Raw genomic sequence first — 18,448 nt, forward strand, 5'->3', positions numbered from 1 at the left:
GGATGGTCAGCAGTGGCCGAGCGGGCAGCCCCGGCGCAGGCAGTGCCGGGCCGCGCGCTGCCCGGCCCGTCCCGGAACCAGGAGGTCAGGTCCAGGTTGTCGCAGAACTCCGGCAGGTCGGCGGGCAGTTCCAGGGCGGTGGCCGGCCGCTCGGCGAGCGGCAGCACCCGGTGCGCGGAGGCCACCAGGGGGTCGTCGGTGCAGGCGGACGGGACCGGCAGCAGGATCTCCTCGTCCGGCGGTGCCGGCACCAGCACCGACCGGCCGAGCATCGTCTCCGCCCCGTCCGGCGACAGCACCTCCCGGCACAGGGCCCCGAAGGACTCCATCGACGGGATCAGCTTCTCCTCGAACGACTGCCCCGACCCGCGGACGAACTCCGCGGGCGGCGGCACCGACAGGTGCGGCGGCAGGCCGCGCCGGGCCGACTCCACGCAGGAGCCCGCCGGGGCCGCGGCTCCGGCGGGCTCCCGCGGGGGGGTCAGTAGAGCGAGACGCCGTACGCGGCGGCGGCCGCCGTGACGGGCTGGAAGAACGTGGTGCCGCCGCTGGTGCAGTTGCCGCTGCCGCCGGAGGTCAGGCCCAGGGCCTTGCTGCCGTCGTACAGCGGGCCGCCCGAGTCGCCGCCCTCGGCGCAGACGTTGGTCTGGATCAGGCCGCGTACGGTGCTGCCGTCGGAGTAGCGGACGGTGGCGTTCAGCGCGGTGACCGTGCCGCTGTGGGTGCCGGTGGTCGAGCCGGTGCGCTTGACGGCCTCGCCGACGAACGCGTTCGCGGCCGTGTAGCCGCCCGGGTGGCTGAGCGAGGTGTTGGTGTAGCGGACCAGGGCGTAGTCGGTGCCGGGGAAGCTGGAGCTGACGGTGGATCCGGCCACCGTGGTGTGGGCGGAGTTGGTGTACCAGGTGCTGGCGATGTTGCCGCAGTGGCCCGCGGTCAGGAAGTAGTAGACGCCGCCCTTGACCACGTTGAAGCCCAGCGAGCAGCGGTAGCTGCCGCCGTAGATCGCCGCGCCCGCCGACAGCAGCGGGGTGAAGGCGCCGGAGGTGCGCTCGATCCGCAGGTGCGCGGCGTCCCCGCCGGCGGCCTTGCCGAGCTTGGCGAGCGCGGCCGGCGACACGGTGCTGTCGGCCGTCACCACGACCTTGCCGCTGGCCGGGTCGGTGTGCCAGGCGATGCCGCCGACGCCGCTGAACTCGACCGAGTCGCTGACCCGGGCCAGCGCTGCGGCGTCCGCGGACGGGGTGACGGCGGCCCCGGCGCTCGGCACCGCGAGCGCGGTGGCGGCGGCCAGGGCGGCGGCGACGGCGAGCAGCCGGCCGCGGGCGCGGCGGGCGGTGGTGGGGGTGGTGCGCATGGTCCTCACAGATCTCCTCCTGGGGAGTGGGAGAGGCCCTTGGGGGTTGACGGGCCGTGAGGCGCGGGCAGCAGCGATCGACGCCGGCCGGTGGGCCGCCGCCTTGATCTGCTCCTGACAGGCGCGCTACCCGGAAGTATGAGAACACCTGACGGACCGACACAAGACCCGGACCGGACATTCCCACCCTTGCGTTCCGGGGCCGGGGCCGGGGTCCCGGCGGCGGGGACCGTACGATCGCCGCATGTCACTGCCGCACGCGATCCTCACGGCCCTGCTGGAGAAGCCGTCCTCGGGGCTGGAGTTGACCCGGCGGTTCGACCGGTCGATCGGGTTCTTCTGGTCGGCCACCCACCAGCAGATCTACCGGGAGCTGGGGCGACTGGAGCGCGAGGGGCTGGTGCGGGCGTCCGGCCCGGCGGCCGGGCGCGGGCAGCGCAAGGAGTACGAGGTGCTGCCGGACGGGCGGGCGGCGCTGCGCGAGTGGGTCGCGCTGGTGCAGGACCCGAAGCCGATCCGGGACCCGCTGCTGCTGCGGCTGCGGGCCGCCGCCGTGCTGGGCGTGGACGGCCTGGGGGAGGAGCTGGCCCGGCACCGGGAGCTGCACCGCGAGCAGCTGGCGGAGTACCTGGAGATCGAGCGGCGGGACTTCCCCGCCGAGCGGGCCGGGGAGGAGAGCCGCCTCCAGCACCTGGTGCTGCGGGCCGGGATCCAGCTGGAGTCGTTCTGGCTGGCCTGGCTGGACGAGGCGCTCGCCGGACCGCCGGCCGAGCGGGCGGAAGGTCGGGAATAGGGCCGGGTGGCGCGCCGTTCCACCGAGTGGTTGAATGTTGAATCAACCTCGAAGGAGTTGAGAGCGGTGCAGTTCGGCATCTTCAGCGTCGGCGACGTGACCACCGACCCCACCACCGGTCGGACCCCGACCGAACACGAGCGGATCAAGGCCATGGTGGCCATCGCGCTCAAGGCGGAGGAGGTCGGCCTGGACGTCTTCGCCACCGGCGAGCACCACAACCCGCCGTTCGTGCCCTCCTCGCCGACCACCATGCTCGGCTACATCGCGGCCCGCACCGAGAGGCTGATCCTCTCCACCTCGACCACGCTGATCACCACCAACGACCCGGTGAAGATCGCCGAGGACTTCGCGATGCTCCAGCACCTCGCCGAAGGCCGGGTCGACGTGATGATGGGCCGCGGCAACACCGGCCCCGTCTACCCGTGGTTCGGCAAGGACATCCGCCAGGGCATCCCGCTGGCCGTCGAGAACTACGCGCTGCTGCACCAGCTGTGGCGCGAGGAGAACGTCGACTGGCAGGGCCGCTTCCGCACCCCGCTGCAGTCCTTCACCTCCACCCCGCGCCCGCTCGACGACACCCCGCCGTTCGTCTGGCACGGCTCCATCCGCAGCCCCGAGATCGCCGAACAGGCCGCCTACTACGGCGACGGCTTCTTCGCCAACAACATCTTCTGGCCCAAGGAGCACTTCCAGAAGCTGATCGACCTCTACCGGGAGCGCTACGCCCACTACGGCCACGGCACCCCCGAACAGGCGATCGTCGGCCTCGGCGGCCAGGTGTTCATGCGCAAGAACTCCCAGGACGCGGTGCGCGAGTTCCGCCCCTACTTCGACAACGCCCCGGTCTACGGCCACGGCCCGTCGCTGGAGGAGTTCACCGAGCAGACCCCGCTCACCGTCGGCAGCCCGCAGGAGGTCATCGAGAAGACCCTCGCCTTCCGCGACACCTTCGGCGACTACCAGCGCCAGCTGTTCCTGATGGACCACGCCGGACTCCCGCTCAAGACCGTCCTCGAACAGCTCGACCTGCTCGGCGAGGAGGTCGTCCCGGTCCTGCGCGCCGAGTTCGCCAAGAACCGCCCCGCCGGGGTTACCGACGGGCCCACCCACGCCGCGCTGGTGACGGCGCGCCAGGAGGAGGTGACCGCCAAGTGAGTGCGCTGAAACTGGTCGTGGTGACCGCCGGGCTGAGCGTCCCGTCCTCGACCCGGCTGCTCGCCGACCGGCTCGCCGAGGCCACCGCCCGCGAACTGCGCGACACCGGACGGGACGTGGACGTCCGGGTGGTCGAACTCCGCGAGCTGGCGCGGGACATCGCCGACAACCTGGTCACCGGCTTCCCGCCGCCCGCGCTGCGCGACGCCCTCCGGGCGGTCGAGGAGGCGGACGGGCTGATCGCCGTCACCCCGATCTTCTCCGCCTCCTACAGCGGCCTGTTCAAGTCCTTCGTCGACGTCCTCGACCGGGACGCGCTCACCGGGACGCCCGTGCTGATCGCCGCCACCGGCGGCACCGCCCGGCACTCCCTCGCCCTGGAACACGCGATGCGCCCGCTGTTCGCGTACCTGCGCACCGCCGTCGTCCCCACCGCGGTGTTCGCCGCGTCCGAGGACTGGGGCGCCACCGGCGCCGACGGCTCGCTCGCCGGGCGGATCGCCCGCGCGGCCGGCGAACTCGCCGAGCAGCTCTCCGGCCGGCCCGCGGCCGCCCCGCCGACCGGACAGGTCGTCCCGTTCGCCCAGCAACTCGCGGCCCTCCGCACCCCCTGACCCGCCGCCCCGAAGGAGCACCCCCGATGGAACCCCAGGTCGTCGACAACGCCGAAGCCTCCCGCTTCGAGATCAGCACCGACGCGGGCCTCGCCGGCTTCGCCGAGTACCAGCTCCGCGACGGCGGCACGGTCGCCTTCGTGCACACCGTCATCGACCCCGCCTTCGAGGGCCAGGGCCTCGGCGGCAAGCTGGCCCGCGCCGCCCTCGACACCGTCCGCGCACGCGGCGGCAGCGTCCTCCCGTACTGCCCCTTCATCCGCGGCTGGATCGCCAAGCACCCGGACTACCTCGACCTCGTCCCGACCGACAAGCGCGCCAAGTTCGACCTCTGACGGAACCACGCCGCCGCGGTCCCGCGGGTCCCCCGCCCACCGGCCTTGCCGGAATGTGCGGGGGTTCGGGGGGCGTGGACGGATGTTCGGGTCGGGGCTAGGGTCGGCCGGTGTGACCTTCTCGATCGTGGCTCGTGACGGCAGTGCGTTCGGTGTGGCGGTGGCCAGCAAGTTCCTTGCCGTGGGGGCGCTGGTGCCCGCGGCGGAGGCGCGGGTAGGGGCGTTGGCCAGCCAGGCGTGGGCCAATGTGGCCTACCGGCCGCAGGGGCTGGCGATGCTGGGCAGCGGGGTGGCGCCGGACGGGGTGGTGGCCGCGTTGCTGGCGGCGGACGACGGCCGCCCGAACCGGCAGCTCGGGGTGGTCGGTCCGGAGGGTCCCGGCGCGACGTTCACGGGGCAGGACTGCCTGCCGTGGGCGGGCGGGGTCGCGGGGGAGGGGTACGCGATCCAGGGGAACATCCTGGCGGGGCCCGAGGTGGTCCGTGACATGGAGGCGGTCTGGCTGGCCTCCGCCGAACTGCCCTTCGCCGACCGGCTGGTGGCCGCACTCGCGGCGGGCGACGCGGCCGGCGGCGACTCGCGCGGCCGGCAGAGCGCGGCCCTGTACCTGGTCGACCCGGGCCGGGGCGTCGGCGGATGGGGCGACACCGCGTACGACCTGCGGGTGGACGACCACCCGGACCCGGTCGCGGAGTTGCGCCGGCTGCTGGCCGTGCACGAGGTGCTGCACGGGACCCCGGACCCGGCCGAGCTGCTCCGGCTGGACGGCGAACTCGCGGTCGAGGTACGGGAGTTGCTGTCGGCGGTGGGTTATGACTCGCTGGACCGCTGGGCCGGCGTGGAGAACCTGGAGGGCCGGCTGGTGCCGGGCTGGATCGACCCGCTGGTGCTGAACCACCTGCGGGAGGCCGTCGGCGCGTGACGGCCCGGCGGCGCGCTCCCGGCACCCCGTCGGGCCGTCAACGTCCTCAGCGGGGAAGCGCCTTGGCGAGGTCGGCGATCAGGTCGACCGGGTCCTCCAGGCCGACGGAGAGCCGGAGCACGCCGGGGGCGGGCTTGTGGGCGGCGGCCACCGGCCGGTGGGTGAGCGAGGCGGGGTGCTGGATCAGGGTGTCGACGCCGCCGAGCGAGACGGCGTGGGTGATCAGCTCGCAGCGTTCGGCGATCGCCGCGGCGTGCTCGAAGCCGCCGGCCGCTTCGAAGGCCAGGGTGCTGCCGCCGCCGCGCAGTTGGCTTCCCAGCAGCGGGGAGCCGGAGCGGCCGGGGTAGTGTACGGCGGCGACCTCGGGCTGCTCGGCGAGCCAGTCGGCGAGCTGCGCGGCACTGGCGGAAGCGGCGCGGACCCGCAGCGGAAGGGTCTGCAGGCCGCGGTGCAGCAGGTAGCCGGCCAGCGGGTGCAGGATCGCTCCGGTGACGGCCCGGACCCGGCGCAGCCGCTCCGCCCAGGCGCGGGTGCAGGCGACGGCGCCGGCGAGCACGTCGCCGTGGCCGCCGATCGACTTGGTGGCGGAGTGCAGGACCAGGGTGGCGCCGAATGCGGCGGGGTTCTGCAGCACCGGGGTGGCGAAGGTGTTGTCGACCAGCAGCGGGACGCCGGCGCAGCGTTCGGCGATCGCGGCGAGGTCGAGCAGGTCCAGGGTGGGGTTGCCGGGGGTCTCCACCAGGACCAGGCCGGTGTCGGGCCGGAGCGCGGCGGCGAGGGTGTCGGGGGTGGCCCAGCCGACCTCGGTGCCGAGCAGGCCGGAGTCGAGCAGGTGGTCGGAGCCGCCGTACAGCGGGCGCAGGGCGACCACGTGCCGGCGGCCCTCCGCGGCGGCGGCCAGCAGGCAGGCGGAGAGTGCGGCCATGCCGGAGGAGAAGGCCACCGCCTCGGCGCAGCCCTCGAGTTCGGCGAGGGCCTGCTCGAAGCGGGCGACGGTGGGGTTCCACAGCCGCTGGTAGACCAGGCCGCCGTCGGCGGGCGGTCGGCCGCCGGTCGCCAGGGCCTGGTAGGCGTCGCCGCCGGCGGCGAGGTCCGGTACCGGGTAGGTGGTGGACAGGTCGAGCGGGGGGACGTGCGTGCCGAGTCCGGCGAGGTCGTCGCGGCCGGCGTGCACGGCTCGGGTGTCGAGTCGGCTCATGGCCGTTGATGGTGAACTCGAATCGGCAGGATGGCCAGGGCGTCGGCGGAAGATTCGGTCGGTGCGGGGGCGGTCTTGCGGATGTTCGGCACGGGCCGCCAGGCTGGCGGCGTGCCGAACATTCCACGGGCCCGGGCTGCCGAGCTGGACGACGTCGACCGGGCGATCGTCCGGGCGCTGCGGGCCGACGCCCGGGTGCCGAACAACGCGCTGGCGGAGCGGGTCGGGGTCGCGCCGTCCACGTGCCTGGCGCGGGTGCGGGCGCTGCGCGAGCGCGGGGTGATCTCCGGCTACCACGCGGAGGTCGACCTGCCGGCGGTCGGGCTGCCGCTGCAGGCGATGATCTCGGTGCGGCTGCGGGCGCACACCCGGGAGCAGAACGGCAGTTTCCGCGCCGCCGCGCCGGACCTGCCGGGGGTGCTGGCGGTGTTCCACATGGCGGGCAGCGACGACTACCTGTTGCACGTCGCGGTGGCCGATCCGGAGGCGCTGCGCTGCTTCGTGGTCGACCACCTGACGACCCATCCGGCGGTCGCGCAGACCCGCACCAACCTGGTCTTCGAGCGGATCGCCGGTTCCAGCCCGGTGATCTGACGCGGCGTCGGGCCCGGGCTACAGCCGGCCGCGCCTGGCGGCCTGCAGGCCGCCCTGGAAGCGGGTCCGGGCGTTCAGCTCGGTCATCAGCTGGGCGATCCGGCGGGTCATCGTGCGCGGGGTGAGGCCGAGGCTGCGGGCGATCGCCGCGTCCTTCGCGCCGGCCGCCAGCAGGGCGAGCAACTCGCGGTCCCGGTCGTCGAGCTCGCCGGTGGCGCGGGCCGCGGCGAGTGGGGTGGCGCGCTCCCACAGCAGGTCGAAGCAGGTGACCAGGGCGGTCAGCGGCGGAGAGGGGCGGATCCAGAGCGCGGCGGTGGACTCGGTGGCCTCGAAGCTGAGCGGGATCATCGCGCACCGCCGGTCCGCGACCAGCATCTTCATCCGGACCGAGGGCAGGCTGCGGGCCTGTTCGCCGGCCTCCACGCAGCGCATCACGAAGTCCATCCGGGTGGAGCTCTCCAGGCCCGGCGCGTCGTACAGCACCCGGCACTCGACACCGCGGGCGAGCAGCTGGAACTCGATCGGGTTGTCCGTCGGGCTGTCGAAGTACGGCGGGCAGTCGATCGCCAACACCTCTTGCTGCGCGCCGAGTTGGAGCTGCTCCGCGCGGTGCCGCAGGGCGTCCTGGCCCTCCACCGGTTCGACCATCCCCCAGCCTTCGGCCGCGAGGTGCCCCCATGCTGGAGACCGACGGCCCGAGGTCGGCGTATGCCAGCGCCAACTCGCTTACGCGGGTGCGGAGTCGGTCCAGATCGTGCTGGCGCTGGGCGGCCGGCGCGTCCACCGCGACCTCGGGCGGGGCGGCGGTGTACCTGGTGGGGCTGCCGGTCAGTCTGGTGCACTCTCCAGCGCGCCGAGACCCAGGGGTTCCAGCAGGTCGTCGGACATGATCTCCAGGGTACGGCCGGCGGTGGCGAGTTGTGGCCACTGTCCAGCATCCGCCGCCGCAGACCGGGCCGTTCGGCCTTACGGTACTAAGCATCGGTAATCTGTCCGGTTCCTTCGGACGGGGCAGGGCTGCCGAGCCCCGACGCGGCCGGACGACGGCGCCCCCCGCTCCCACCCGGTCGCCCCCGTTGTGAAGGGACCGACCATGGCTGTCGCGGACCCACCCCAGACCGTGCGCTTCTGCCTGAGCCTGGCGACCGTACCCGCGTCCGTGCCCGAGGCGCGACGCAGCGTGCGCGCCGAACTCGCCGCTCGCGGCCTGGACGCGGACCATCCGCTGACCGACACCGTGCTGCTGGTGGTCAGTGAGCTGGTCACCAACACGGTCCGGCACGCGGCCCCCCGCTCGCCCCGCACCACGCTCCAACTGGATTTCGCCCCCGACGAGCTGGCGATCCGGGTGCACGACCGCCATCCGCACTGCCCGCAGCGCCCGGAGGTCCCGCACCAGGACGGCAGCGGCGGCTGGGGGCTGAGCCTGGTGCACGAGCTGGCCGCGCTGGCGGGCGGCGGCACGGAGACGCTGGCCGACCCGGACGGCGGCGGCAAGACCATGGTGGTCCGGCTGCCGCTCGGCTGAGCCGCTCGGTGGCGGCGTGGGGAGGCTGGCGCGGGGCCGGCGCCGTGTCCCGGCGGACGCCGGTTGGGAAGACGATCGTCGGACGACCCCGCGGCTCCACTCTGCTGCACGGCCCCAGTTATTGCAAGTAACTCGCAATAAGGCCGGAGGCGGGGCTAGCAGCGGCGCAGCGCCCCCGGTGCGCGCAGGCTCTCCAGCGACGGGTAGCCGTCCACCGCCATCAGCAGGTCCGCCTCCGCCAGCAGCGACCGCAGCACGTGCACCACGCCCGCCTCGCCGCCCAGCGCCAGCCCGTACACGTAGGGCCGCCCGACGCCGACCGCGGTCGCACCCAGGGCCAGCGCCTTCACCGCGTCCGCGCCGCTGCGCACCCCCGAGTCGAACAGCACCGGCAGGCCGTCCGCGGCCTCGACCACCTCGGCCAGCGACTCCAGCGCGGGCAGCCCGCCGTTCGCCTGCCGGCCGCCGTGGTTCGAGCAGTACACGCCGTCGATGCCCGCGTCCTTCGCGCGGCGCACGTCCTCCGGGTGGCACAGGCCCTTCAGGACGATCGGCAAGCCGGTCAGCGACCGCAGCCACGGCAGGTCGTCCCAGGTCAGCGGGTTGCCGAAGATCTGCACCCAGTCCATCACCGCACCCCGGGGATCCCCGTCCGGGTCCCGCAGCCGGGCCCGGAACACCGGGTCCGAGGTGTAGTTGGCCAGGCAGTGCCCGCGCAGCTGCGGGAAGCTCCCGCTGCCCAGGTCGCGCGGCCGCCAGCCGGTCACCCAAGTGTCCAGGGTGACCACGATCGCCTTGTACCCGGCCGCCTCCGCACGGTGCACCAGCGACTCCGCGAGCGCCCGGTCGGTCGGCGTGTACAGCTGGAAGAACCCCGGAGCGTCGCCCAGTGCGTCCGCGACCTGTTCCAGCGGGTCCACCGACAGCGTCGAGGCCACCATCGGCACCCCCGTCCGGGCGGCGGCCCGGGCCGTCGCCAGGTCCCCGTGCCCGTCCGGCGCGCACAGCCCGACCACGCCGACCGGCGCCAGGAACAGCGGCGAGGCCAGCTCCAGCCCGAACAGGCTCACCCGCAGGTCGCGCTCCTTCGCGCCCACCAGCATCCGCGGCACCAGCCCCCACCGCTCGAAGGCGGCGGCGTTCGCCCGCTGGGTGTGCTCGTCGCCCGCCCCGCCCGCCACGTACGACCACAGCTCCGGCGCCAGCGCGGCGTGCGCCCGCTCCGCCAGCCCTGCGTACGTCATCGGGTACTTCGGCGCGACGCCGAACAGCGCCTCGAAGTAGATCTCGTTCTGGTAGTCGCCGAACTGCGGCACCGGTGCTCCTCGGAGTGGGGGAAGGCGCTGGAGGGAAGGCCACACTCCATCGATCGCCGAACGGCGGTCAAGGGTCCGGCGGGTCCGTCAGCCGCCGCGCACCAGCAGGGTGGTCGGAACGGTCTCGGTGCGCGGCGGCGTGCTGTCGCCGTCCAGCCGGGCCAAGGCCAGCCTCGCCGCGGTCGCGCCCAGCAGCGCAGGGGCCTGGGCGACCGCGGACAGCGGCGGGTCGAGCACGTCCGCGAGCGGCAGGTCGTCGAAGGCGAGCAGCGCGACCTCGCGGCGGTCGGCCCGGCCGAGCGCCAGCACCGCGCCCGTCGCGGCGTTCACGTTCGAGGCGAACAGCGCCGTCGGGGGCTGCGCGAGCGCCAGCAGCCGCAGCACCGCGCGCTCCACCTCCGCGACCGTGCGGGCCCCGCGACCAGCGCCGGGTCCTCGGGCAGCCCCGCGGCGGCCAGCGCGTCCCGGTAGCCCGCCAGGCGCTCCCGGCGGGTGTACAGCGAGGCCGGCAGGTCGCCGAGGAAGCCGACCCGGCGGTGGCCCGTGCCCAGCAGGTGCGCGACGCCCTCCCGGGCGCCCTCCCGGTTGGAGGACACCACGCAGTCCGCGCCCGGGCCCGGACGGTCCAGGAACACCAGCGGGACGCCCGCCGCGCGGGCCGCCCCCAGCGCCTCCCCGCCGCCCGCGGGCACCACCAGCAGGGCACTCGTCCGGCGCGCCAGGAACGCCCCCACCACCTCCGCCTCACGCCCCGGATCGCCGCCCGAGCAGCCCAGCAGCACCGTCAGCCCGCGGGCCCGCACCGCCTCCTCCACGCCGCCCGCGAGCGCCCCGAAGAACGGGTTGCCGAGGTCCGGCAGGACCAGGCCCACCGTCGAGTCCGGGCCGCCGGTCCGGATGCTGCGCGCCATCAGGTTCGGCCGGAACCCCAGCCGCTCCACCGCCGCCAGCACACGCTCCCGGGTCGCCGCCGCCACCGGGCCCTCCCCGTTCAGCACCCGTGACACCGTCTTCGCGCTGACCCCCGACTCCCGCGCCACGTCGTGCAAGGTCGGACGCCGATCCACCACCGCCACCCCGTCTCTCTCCTCCTCCGCCGGACGGGACGACGGTACCCCCGCGCTCCCGGCGGAAGATCGACCGGAGGTAGCCTGAACGCGGATGTGGTGACCATGCGAGCGAACGAAACCGCGACGTCCGGGACGGCGATCCCCGAGGTCCCGTTCACCGCGCCACCCGGCGGACCGGCCGGCGTCGAGGTGATGACCCTCGCCGAACTGCGCGCCCGCCGGGCCACCGCCACCGGCCGGAACTTCCACCGCCCGCAGCGCCCCGCCTTCCACCACCTGCTCACCCTCGACCACGGCACCCTGTGCCACACCGTCGACTTCACCGAACACGCCGTCGGGCCCGGCAGCTGGCTGTGGGTCCGCCCCGGGCAGGTCCAGCAGTGGGGCGGACTCGACGGCGCCGACGGCACCTTGGTGCTCTTCGAACCCGGCTTCCCGGACCCGGCGACGGTCGCCGCCGCCCGCCTCGACGACGTCTTCGCCGCCGCCGTCGTGCACACCACGGGCCCCGACCGCGACGCGCTCCGGCACGCCCTCCAGCACCTCCACCGCGAGTACGCCGCCGGCGCGGAGCTGCCCGCCGACATCCACCACGCGCTGCTGCGCCACCTGCTCGCCGCGCTGCTGCTCCGCCTCGCCAACCCGGCCACCCCGTGCGGCAGCGCCGCCACCGAGCCCGGCGAGACCTACCGCCGCTTCCGTCAGGCCGTCGAGCACCGCTTCACCCGCACCCGCCGGGTCGAGGACTACGCGCGACTCCTCGGCTACTCGCCGCGAACGCTGTCCCGCGCGACCCTCGCCGCCGCCGGCGTCGGCGCGAAGGAGTTCGTCGACCGCCGCGTCGTCCTGGAGGCCAAGCGCCTGCTCGCCCACAGCGACAGCTCCGCCGCCCGCATCGCCGACCACCTCGGCTTCGCCGACGCCGCCAACTTCGCCAAGTTCTTCCACCAGCGCACCGGCACCACCCCCATCGCCTTCCGCACCGCGGTCCGCGGCACCGCGGACCCCGAGTGACCGGCCCGCCGCGCGTCACCGTCCGGTTCCGATCCGGTGCGGAATGCCGGGATCGGTGTTCCGGGGCGGGGCGGCCGTTCTAAGGTGCGGGTGAAGAAGATCCGTCGGGTATGAAGGTCGTGTGCTCGGCGCAACCGGCTGAGGGGTACGGGACGTTGGAGACTCTCGGCGAGGGCGATCCGCGCGTGCTGGGGCCGTTCCGGCTGCTCGGGCGGCTCGGGGCGGGCGGGATGGGCGAGGTGTTCCTCGGCCGGACGGCCGGCGGGCGGACGGTGGCGGTGAAGACGGTCCGTCAGGAGTTCGCGGGGGACCAGGAGTTCCGCCAGCGGTTCCGGCAGGAGGTGGCGGCGGCGCGCCGGGTCGGCGGCCGGTGGACCGCGCCGGTGCTGGACGCCGACACCGAGGGCGCGCAGCCCTGGGTGGCCACGGGGTACGTGGCGGGGCCGTCGTTGGGCGGTGCGGTGCGGCAGTTCGGCCCGCTGCCGCCGGCCACCGTGCGGGCGCTCGGCATCGGCCTGGCGGACGCGCTGGCGGCCGTGCACGCGCTCGGGCTGGTGCACCGCGACGTCAAGCCGTCGAACGTGCTGCTGGCGCTGGACGGGCCGCGGTTGATCGACTTCGGGATCGCCCGGGCGCTGGACGCCACCTCCGCCCTGACCCGCTCCGGCTACATGGTCGGCTCGCCCGGGTTCATGTCGCCCGAGCAGGCCCGCGGCCGCCCGGCCGGACCGCCCGGCGACGTGTTCGCGTTCGGCGCGGTGCTCGCCTTCGCGGCCACCGGCCGCGCCCCGTTCGGCGAGCAGGACAGCGCCGCCGGGCTGCTCTACCGGATCGTCCACGAGGAGCCCGAACTCGACGGGCTGGACGGCGAGTTGCTGGAGCTGGTGCGGGCCTGCCTGGCGAAGGACGCGGACCGCAGGCCGACGCCGGACGCCGTCCGGGAGCACCTGCTGCAGGGCGGGACCAGGCTCGGCGAGCGCGGCTGGCTGCCCGCGGCGCTCTCCGAGGAGGTGGCGCGGATGGCCGTCTCCCTGCTGGACCTGGAGTCCCAGCCCGAACCCGACCGGCCGCCCGCCCCGACCGTGCTCGCCGCCCCGGCCGCCCCGTACCCCGCCCCGTACTCCGCGCCGACCGCACCGCTGCCGTCCTTCGGACCGCCGCTGCCGCCGCTCGGGGCGCCCACCCCCGCAGGGGCGTACCCGGTGGGCGGGCCGACGGCCGTCCGGCCCGCGGGGCGGCGGTGGCTGCCGATGGCGGCGACCGGCGTGGTGGCCGCGGTGCTGGCGGGACTCGGCGTCTGGGCCGCGACGGGCGGCCTCGGCGGCGGCGGGACGCCCGGTGGAGCCGCGACGACGTCCGCGCACGACAGCGCGGCGGCCGCCGCCCCGGTCCCCGACCCGTCGTCCGGTCCCTCGCGCGCGTCGAGCGCGTCGAGTTCGCCGAACGGCGCGGTGCCGAAGGCGTTCCTGGGCACCTTCGAGGGGCCGATCGACTCGACCACCTTCCGGATGCGGATCGCCGTCCGGTTCACCGTCCACCAGGGATCGGTCGGCCAGGCGGTCGCCGACGTGGAGAGCGACGGTGGCAGCAACACCGGTCGGACGGTGTGCACCAACAAGGCGGCGCTGGTGTCCGCGAGCGAGTCCCGGCTGGTGTTCCGGGCGCTGTCGAACACCAGCAACGCGGGCTGCTCGCCGCTGCCGGGCGATGCCGTCGTCACGGTCAACCAGGACGGCTCGCTGCACTTCGTGCAGGACAGTTTCACCGGCGAGATGACCCGCCGTTAGCGGCCGTGCGGTGGGTGAAGGCGGTGCGGTAGGCGGTGGGGGTCAGACCGGTGTGCCGGACCAGGTGCCTGCGCAGTGAGTCGGGGGTCGCCAGGCCGCTGAGTTCGGCGACCCGCGGGACGGGAAGCTCGGTGGTTTCGAGCAACTCCTGCGCCCGGTGGATTCGTTGGTGCAGCAGCCACTGGAGCGGGGTCATGCCGGTCTCGGCGTCGAACCGCCGGGTGAGGGTCCGGACGCTGACCTTCGCGTGCGCGGCCAGCGCCTCCCGGCCGAGCGGCCGGTGCAGCCGCTCCAGCGCCCAGGCCCGGGTCGCGGCCAGCGAGGCGGCGCCGCGCTCGGGCGGCAGTGGGGAACGGATGAACTGGGCCTGCCCGCCCGGGCGGACGGGCGCGGCGACGATCAGGCGGGCGGCCGCGTTGGCTGCGGCCGCGCCGTGGTCGAGGCGGATCAGGTGCAGGCACAGGTCGATGCGCGCGGAGAGTCCGGCCGAGGTCAGCACGGTGCCGTCCTCGACGAACAGCACGTCCGGACGGAGCGTCACCTGCGGGTAGCGCCGGGCGAATTCGGCCGAGCGGGCCCAGAAGGTGGTGGCGGTGCGCCCGTCGAGCAGCCCGGCCTCGGCGAGGACGAACGCGCCGGTGCAGATCGAGGCGATCCGGGCGCCGCGCGCGTGGGCGCGGCGCAGCGCGTCGAGGACGCCGGGGTCGATGTCCTCGCGGGCCCCGGTGCCGGTGACCAGCACGGTGTCCGCCTCGTCGACGACGGCCAGGCCGTGGGTGACGGCGACCTGCAGGCTCCCGTTGGCGGCGACCGGCCCGGGCGCGCTGGAGCACACCTGCACGCGGTAGACCTGCCGACCGTCGACCAGGGCCTCGCCGAGGACCAGGTCCGGGATGGACAGATCGAAGGCAGTGACGGGCGGAACGGCCACGACGGCGACACGGTGCACGACCCGACCCCTCCCAACGGCCGACGACCGGGCCACCACCCTACGTGCCGCGAACCGGCCCCCCGGCCCCGGCCCACGCGCTCCGGGGCCCGGAGGGCGGTCCACCAGCCGTGCGACGAGGTCCGCTCCCGACGGCAAGGGGGCCGGGGTGGCCCGAACTGCCGGACAGCTGGCATTCGGGTCACTGTCTCACGGCCCGTCAGGAACGGAGGCTGGTAGGGCCGGTGCGCGAGTCGCCCGGCGGACGGCTTCCGACCGAGAGAAGAGTGCCCCCATGTCCCTGTACGTCGTCGTGGGCGCCGGAGCGACCGGCGCCGCTGCCGCACGGCTGCTGGCCGAGTCCGGCGAGCGGGTCCGGCTGGTGACCCGGAGCGGTTCCGGGCCGGTCCATCCCCGGATCGATTTGACGACCGCCAACGCCACCGACCCGGACCGGCTGGCCGAACTCGCCGCCGGTGCGGCGGTGCTGATGAACTGTGCGATGCCGCCGTACCACCGCTGGCCGGAGCTGTTCCCGCCGCTCGCGGCGGGGCTGCTGGGCGCGGCGGAGCGCACCGGAGCGGACTACGTGATGCTGGGCAACGTCTACGCCTACGGGCCGGTGGACGGGCCGGTCACCGAGCGGGCGCCGGACCGCCCGAGCAGTGTCAAGGGCCGGGTGCGGGCCGCGATGTGGGCGGACGCGCTGGCCGCGCACCGGGCCGGCCGGGTGCGGGTGACGGAGGTCCGGGCCTCGGACTTCCTGGGCGCGGGCGCCGTCTCGCCGTTCACCCTGCTGGTGGGCGCGGCCGTGCTGACGGGGCAGCCGGTCGCCTACCCGGGCGACCTCGACGCCCCGCACAGCTGGACGTACACCCGCGACGCGGCCCGCACCCTGGTGGCCGCCGCCCGCAGCGAGCAGTCCTGGGGCCGGGCCTGGCACGTGCCCTCCGTCTCGCACGCCCCGGCCCGCGAACTCGCCGTCCGCCTGGCCGAGCTGGCCGGTGCGCCGGCCCCGCGCCTGGACCGGATGAGCGCCGCCGCGCTGGCGGAGGCGGCCCGCCTGGACCCGGTGATGGCCGAGGTCCCGGAGATGCTCTACCTGTACGACCGCCCGGCCCTGCTCGACTCCGCCGCCACCGAGGCCGCGCTGGGCGTCAGCGCCGCCACCCCGCTCGACACCGTGCTGAAGGAGCTGACCGGCTGAGCGGGCATCAGATCGCGGCGCGGATGGCGGCGGCCGTCTCGGCGGCGTGCGCGGCGTCCCGGTAGCGGGTGCGCGGCCAGAAGAAGCCGCGCAGGCCGTCCTTGGGGTTGCGGGGCACGATGTGGGTGTGCAGGTGGGGGACGGACTGGCTGATCCGGTTGTTGGCGGCGACGAAGCTGCCCGCCGCGGCGGTGCCGCGTTCGACGGCGGCGGTGAGCAGGCGGACCCGCGAGTAGTACGGGCCGGTCTCCTCCTCGGTCAGGTCGGTGAGGGTGGGGACGTGGCGGCGCGGGACCACCAGCAGGTGGCCGGGGAACAGCGGGCGGTGGTCGAGGAAGGCGTGCACCGTCCCGTCGGTGTACACCGTGTCGACCTCGACCTCGCCCGCGACGACGCGGCAGAACAGGCAGTCCATCGGCCCATCATCGCCGCCCCCGCCGCCGGCCGCTCACAGCGCCGCCCAGCCGTGCGGTGTTCTTGTCGCACAGTCGGCTGATCGTCCAGCGCGGTGCCGGGGTGTCGGATCGGACAAACCGACACGAAGTGTGACGATGCCAGGGTGACCACCACCAGCGAACTGAGCCCGGCAGCGCCGCCCGTCCTCGACCGGCGGCAGCGGAACATCGTGTTCGGCACCATCATGCTGGGCATGCTGCTGGCCGCCCTCGACCAGACCATCGTCGGCACCGCGCTGCCCACCATCGTGGCCGACCTCGGCGGCGCCGCCCACATGTCCTGGGTGGTGACCTCCTACCTGCTGGCGGAGACGGTCACCACGGCGCTGGTCGGCAAGTTCGGCGACCTGTTCGGCCGCAAGGTGGTCTTCCAGGTCTCCGCGATCGTCTTCATCACCGGCTCGTTCCTGTGCGGCCTGTCCACCAACATGACGCTGCTGATCGCCTGGCGCGCCGTGCAGGGCGTCGGCGCGGGCGGCCTGATGGTCACCTCGATGGCGCTGATCGCCGACGTCATCCCGCTGCGCGAACGCGGCAAGTACCAGGGCGCGATCGGCGCCGTGTTCGGCGTCGCCACCGTGGTCGGCCCGCTGCTCGGCGGCCTGTTCACCGACCACCTGACCTGGCGCTGGGCGTTCTACGTCAACGTGCCGATCGCCATCCTGGTGGTGATCGCCGCCGCCCGGAACATCCCGGTGGTCCGCTCCGCCAGCCGCCCCGTGATCGACTACCTGGGCATCGCGCTGGTCGCGATCGGCGCCAGCGCCCTGATCCTGGGCACCAGTTGGGGCGGCAACGAGTACGAGTGGGGCTCGCCGGTCATCATCGCGCTGTTCGTCGGCGGCGTGGTGGCGCTCGGCCTGTTCTGCTGGGTGGAGACCCGGGCGGCCGAGCCGATGCTGCCGATGCGGCTGTTCCGCAACCAGGTGTTCACGGTCTGCTCGATCCTCTCCTTCATCGTCGGCTTCGCGATGCTCGGCGCGATGACCTTCCTGCCGACCTTCCTGCAGTACGTGGACGGCGACTCGGCGACCGTCTCCGGCGTGCGCACCCTGCCCATGGTGCTGGGCCTGCTGATCGCCTCGATCTTCAGCGGCAACGTGGTTTCCAAGACCGGCCAGTACCGGATCTTCCCGATCATCGGCTCGCTGGTGATGGCGGTCGGCCTGTACCTGCTCTCGCTGCTCGACGTCGGCACCAGCGCCTGGCTGGCCAGCCTCTACATGTTCGTGCTCGGCACCGGCATCGGCCTGTGCATGCAGGTGCTCACCATCGCCGTGCAGAACACCGTCGACTACACCGACCTCGGCACCTCCACCTCCGGCGTCACCTTCTTCCGCACCCTCGGCTCCTCGTTCGGGACGGCGGTGTTCGGCACCATCTACGCCAACACCCTGCGGACCAACCTCGCCGACGGCGTCGCCCAGGCCGCCCGGGCGACCGGCGCGGACCCGCTGCGGCTCGGCGCCGCCGCGCAGAGCCCGCACGGCGTCCACGAGCTGCCGGCCGAGCAGTCCGCCCCGATCATCCAGGCGTACGCGGACTCGCTGCACACCGTCTTCCTGTGGACCGTCCCCGTCGCGGTGCTCGGATTCGTGGTCGCGCTCTTCCTCAAGCAGGTCAAGCTCCGCGACTCCGCCCGGGCCAGCTCGGGCGACATGGGCGAGGGCTTCGCCCAGCCCTCCTCCGGCGACTCCGCCCGGGTGCTCGAACTCGCCGTCGGAAAGCTGCTCGGCGGCGCCGGCCTGGACACCGCCCGACAGGTCGTCAACTCCTCCGGCACCCGGCTGGACGTGGCCGGCGCCTGGGCCGTCATGCAGGTCGAGCTGTTCACCCGGCTGGCCGGCCACGCCACCCTCAACCTGATCGCCGCCCGCCGCCGGATCCCGCCAGAGGTGCTGCACCCGGTGTTCGACCGGATGGTCGCCGAGGGCTTCCTGGAGTCCGACAACGGCTTCTACGCGCACACCGCGGCCGGCCGGCAGGAGGCCGCGACCATCACCCGCGCCTGGTCCGAGTGGCTGGGCCGCCGCCTGGAGGAGGACCGCGGACGCCCGCGCAGCGCCGAACTGCGCGCCGCCGCCGACGCCATCGCCAAGCGGATGATCGCCGAGGACCTCGCCGACGGCCTCCCCGAACAGGGCGCGCTCACCGGCCGGCGCTGACGCTCCGGCG

General features: G+C 74.5%; 17 protein-coding genes and 1 pseudogene. 11 read left to right on the forward strand and 7 right to left on the reverse strand.

Annotated elements, in window-relative coordinates; translation table 11 throughout:
* Nucleotides 1–481 precede the first annotated feature (481 nt).
* Nucleotides 482–1,363: a S1 family peptidase gene (locus BX266_RS28480; protein ID WP_099904386.1), complete on the reverse strand. Its 882-nt coding sequence runs from the start codon at nucleotides 1,361–1,363 to the stop codon at nucleotides 482–484.
* A 235-nt stretch (nucleotides 1,364–1,598) separates the two neighbouring features.
* Between BX266_RS28480 and BX266_RS28485 the strand changes: the two genes are divergently transcribed.
* The 5 genes from BX266_RS28485 to BX266_RS28505 all read left to right on the forward strand — a co-directional run bounded on the left by BX266_RS28485 (nucleotide 1,599) and on the right by BX266_RS28505 (nucleotide 5,176).
* Nucleotides 1,599–2,147 (forward strand): PadR family transcriptional regulator, encoded by a 549-nt coding sequence (locus BX266_RS28485; RefSeq protein WP_099904388.1) that lies wholly within the window; start codon nucleotides 1,599–1,601, stop codon nucleotides 2,145–2,147.
* Between the two features lie 66 nt (nucleotides 2,148–2,213).
* On the forward strand, nucleotides 2,214–3,305 hold the full coding sequence (locus BX266_RS28490) for an LLM class flavin-dependent oxidoreductase (protein WP_099904390.1): 1,092 nt from the start codon (nucleotides 2,214–2,216) through the stop codon (nucleotides 3,303–3,305).
* The gene (locus BX266_RS28495) at nucleotides 3,302–3,919 is read left to right on the forward strand and encodes an FMN reductase (protein ID WP_099904392.1); all 618 of its coding nucleotides are present in this window, start codon (nucleotides 3,302–3,304) and stop codon (nucleotides 3,917–3,919) included. The genes BX266_RS28490 and BX266_RS28495 overlap by 4 nt, the downstream gene beginning before the upstream one ends.
* A 26-nt stretch (nucleotides 3,920–3,945) precedes the next feature.
* The gene (locus tag BX266_RS28500; protein ID WP_099904394.1) at nucleotides 3,946–4,254 is read left to right on the forward strand and encodes a GNAT family N-acetyltransferase; all 309 of its coding nucleotides are present in this window, start codon (nucleotides 3,946–3,948) and stop codon (nucleotides 4,252–4,254) included.
* 112 nt (nucleotides 4,255–4,366) lie between these two features.
* Nucleotides 4,367–5,176 (forward strand): DUF1028 domain-containing protein, encoded by an 810-nt coding sequence (locus BX266_RS28505; RefSeq protein WP_099904396.1) that lies wholly within the window; start codon nucleotides 4,367–4,369, stop codon nucleotides 5,174–5,176.
* 46 nt (nucleotides 5,177–5,222) lie between these two features.
* On the opposite strand, the gene BX266_RS28510 is transcribed toward BX266_RS28505, so the two are convergent.
* The gene (locus tag BX266_RS28510; RefSeq protein WP_099904398.1) at nucleotides 5,223–6,374 is read right to left on the reverse strand and encodes a PLP-dependent aspartate aminotransferase family protein; all 1,152 of its coding nucleotides are present in this window, start codon (nucleotides 6,372–6,374) and stop codon (nucleotides 5,223–5,225) included.
* A 111-nt stretch (nucleotides 6,375–6,485) separates the two neighbouring features.
* On the opposite strand from BX266_RS28510, the gene BX266_RS28515 reads away from it, so the two are divergent.
* Complete coding sequence (locus BX266_RS28515; protein ID WP_259464893.1) at nucleotides 6,486–6,968, forward strand: Lrp/AsnC family transcriptional regulator; 483 nt, start codon at nucleotides 6,486–6,488, stop codon at nucleotides 6,966–6,968.
* Nucleotides 6,969–6,986: 18 nt separating this feature from the next.
* On the opposite strand, the gene BX266_RS28520 is transcribed toward BX266_RS28515, so the two are convergent.
* Nucleotides 6,987–7,616: a LuxR C-terminal-related transcriptional regulator gene (locus BX266_RS28520; protein ID WP_099904401.1), complete on the reverse strand. Its 630-nt coding sequence runs from the start codon at nucleotides 7,614–7,616 to the stop codon at nucleotides 6,987–6,989.
* A gap of 445 nt (nucleotides 7,617–8,061) precedes the next feature.
* On the opposite strand from BX266_RS28520, the gene BX266_RS28525 reads away from it, so the two are divergent.
* A complete protein-coding gene (locus tag BX266_RS28525; RefSeq protein WP_099904403.1) occupies nucleotides 8,062–8,496 on the forward strand; it encodes an ATP-binding protein in 435 nt (144 codons plus the stop codon).
* A gap of 155 nt (nucleotides 8,497–8,651) precedes the next feature.
* On the opposite strand, the gene BX266_RS28530 is transcribed toward BX266_RS28525, so the two are convergent.
* Together BX266_RS28530 and BX266_RS28535 are read right to left on the reverse strand one after the other, a co-directional pair.
* Nucleotides 8,652–9,812 carry an alpha-hydroxy-acid oxidizing protein gene (locus BX266_RS28530; RefSeq protein ID WP_259464894.1) on the reverse strand — a complete coding sequence of 387 codons (1,161 nt, stop codon included), beginning with the start codon at nucleotides 9,810–9,812 and terminating at the stop codon, nucleotides 8,652–8,654.
* A gap of 87 nt (nucleotides 9,813–9,899) precedes the next feature.
* Nucleotides 9,900–10,861 (reverse strand): annotated as a pseudogene (locus BX266_RS28535) (LacI family DNA-binding transcriptional regulator).
* Between the two features lie 123 nt (nucleotides 10,862–10,984).
* On the opposite strand from BX266_RS28535, the gene BX266_RS28540 reads away from it, so the two are divergent.
* Together BX266_RS28540 and BX266_RS28545 are read left to right on the forward strand one after the other, a co-directional pair.
* Nucleotides 10,985–11,896 (forward strand): AraC family transcriptional regulator, encoded by a 912-nt coding sequence (locus BX266_RS28540; RefSeq protein WP_099908402.1) that lies wholly within the window; start codon nucleotides 10,985–10,987, stop codon nucleotides 11,894–11,896.
* Nucleotides 11,897–12,051: 155 nt separating this feature from the next.
* Nucleotides 12,052–13,683 carry a serine/threonine-protein kinase gene (locus BX266_RS28545; protein WP_099908404.1) on the forward strand — a complete coding sequence of 544 codons (1,632 nt, stop codon included), beginning with the start codon at nucleotides 12,052–12,054 and terminating at the stop codon, nucleotides 13,681–13,683.
* Here BX266_RS28545 and BX266_RS28550 read toward each other — a convergent pair.
* Entirely contained in the window at nucleotides 13,658–14,632 is a 975-nt protein-coding gene (locus BX266_RS28550) for a GlxA family transcriptional regulator (protein WP_099904405.1), read from the reverse strand. The two genes, BX266_RS28545 and BX266_RS28550, sit on opposite strands and share 26 nt — an antisense overlap.
* A 274-nt stretch (nucleotides 14,633–14,906) precedes the next feature.
* Between BX266_RS28550 and BX266_RS28555 the strand changes: the two genes are divergently transcribed.
* Nucleotides 14,907–15,818, forward strand: a complete 912-nt coding sequence (locus BX266_RS28555; protein WP_099904407.1) for an NAD-dependent epimerase/dehydratase family protein — start codon at nucleotides 14,907–14,909, stop codon at nucleotides 15,816–15,818.
* Between the two features lie 7 nt (nucleotides 15,819–15,825).
* Here BX266_RS28555 and BX266_RS28560 read toward each other — a convergent pair whose 3' ends face one another.
* A complete protein-coding gene (locus BX266_RS28560) occupies nucleotides 15,826–16,233 on the reverse strand; it encodes an HIT family protein (protein WP_099904409.1) in 408 nt (135 codons plus the stop codon).
* Nucleotides 16,234–16,377: 144 nt separating this feature from the next.
* On the opposite strand from BX266_RS28560, the gene BX266_RS28565 reads away from it, so the two are divergent.
* Nucleotides 16,378–18,438 (forward strand): MDR family MFS transporter, encoded by a 2,061-nt coding sequence (locus BX266_RS28565; protein WP_259464895.1) that lies wholly within the window; start codon nucleotides 16,378–16,380, stop codon nucleotides 18,436–18,438.
* Nucleotides 18,439–18,448: the final 10 nt, after the last annotated feature.

This window comes from Streptomyces sp. TLI_171 (assembly GCF_003610255.1).
Classification (GTDB): Bacteria; Actinomycetota; Actinomycetes; order Streptomycetales; family Streptomycetaceae; genus Kitasatospora.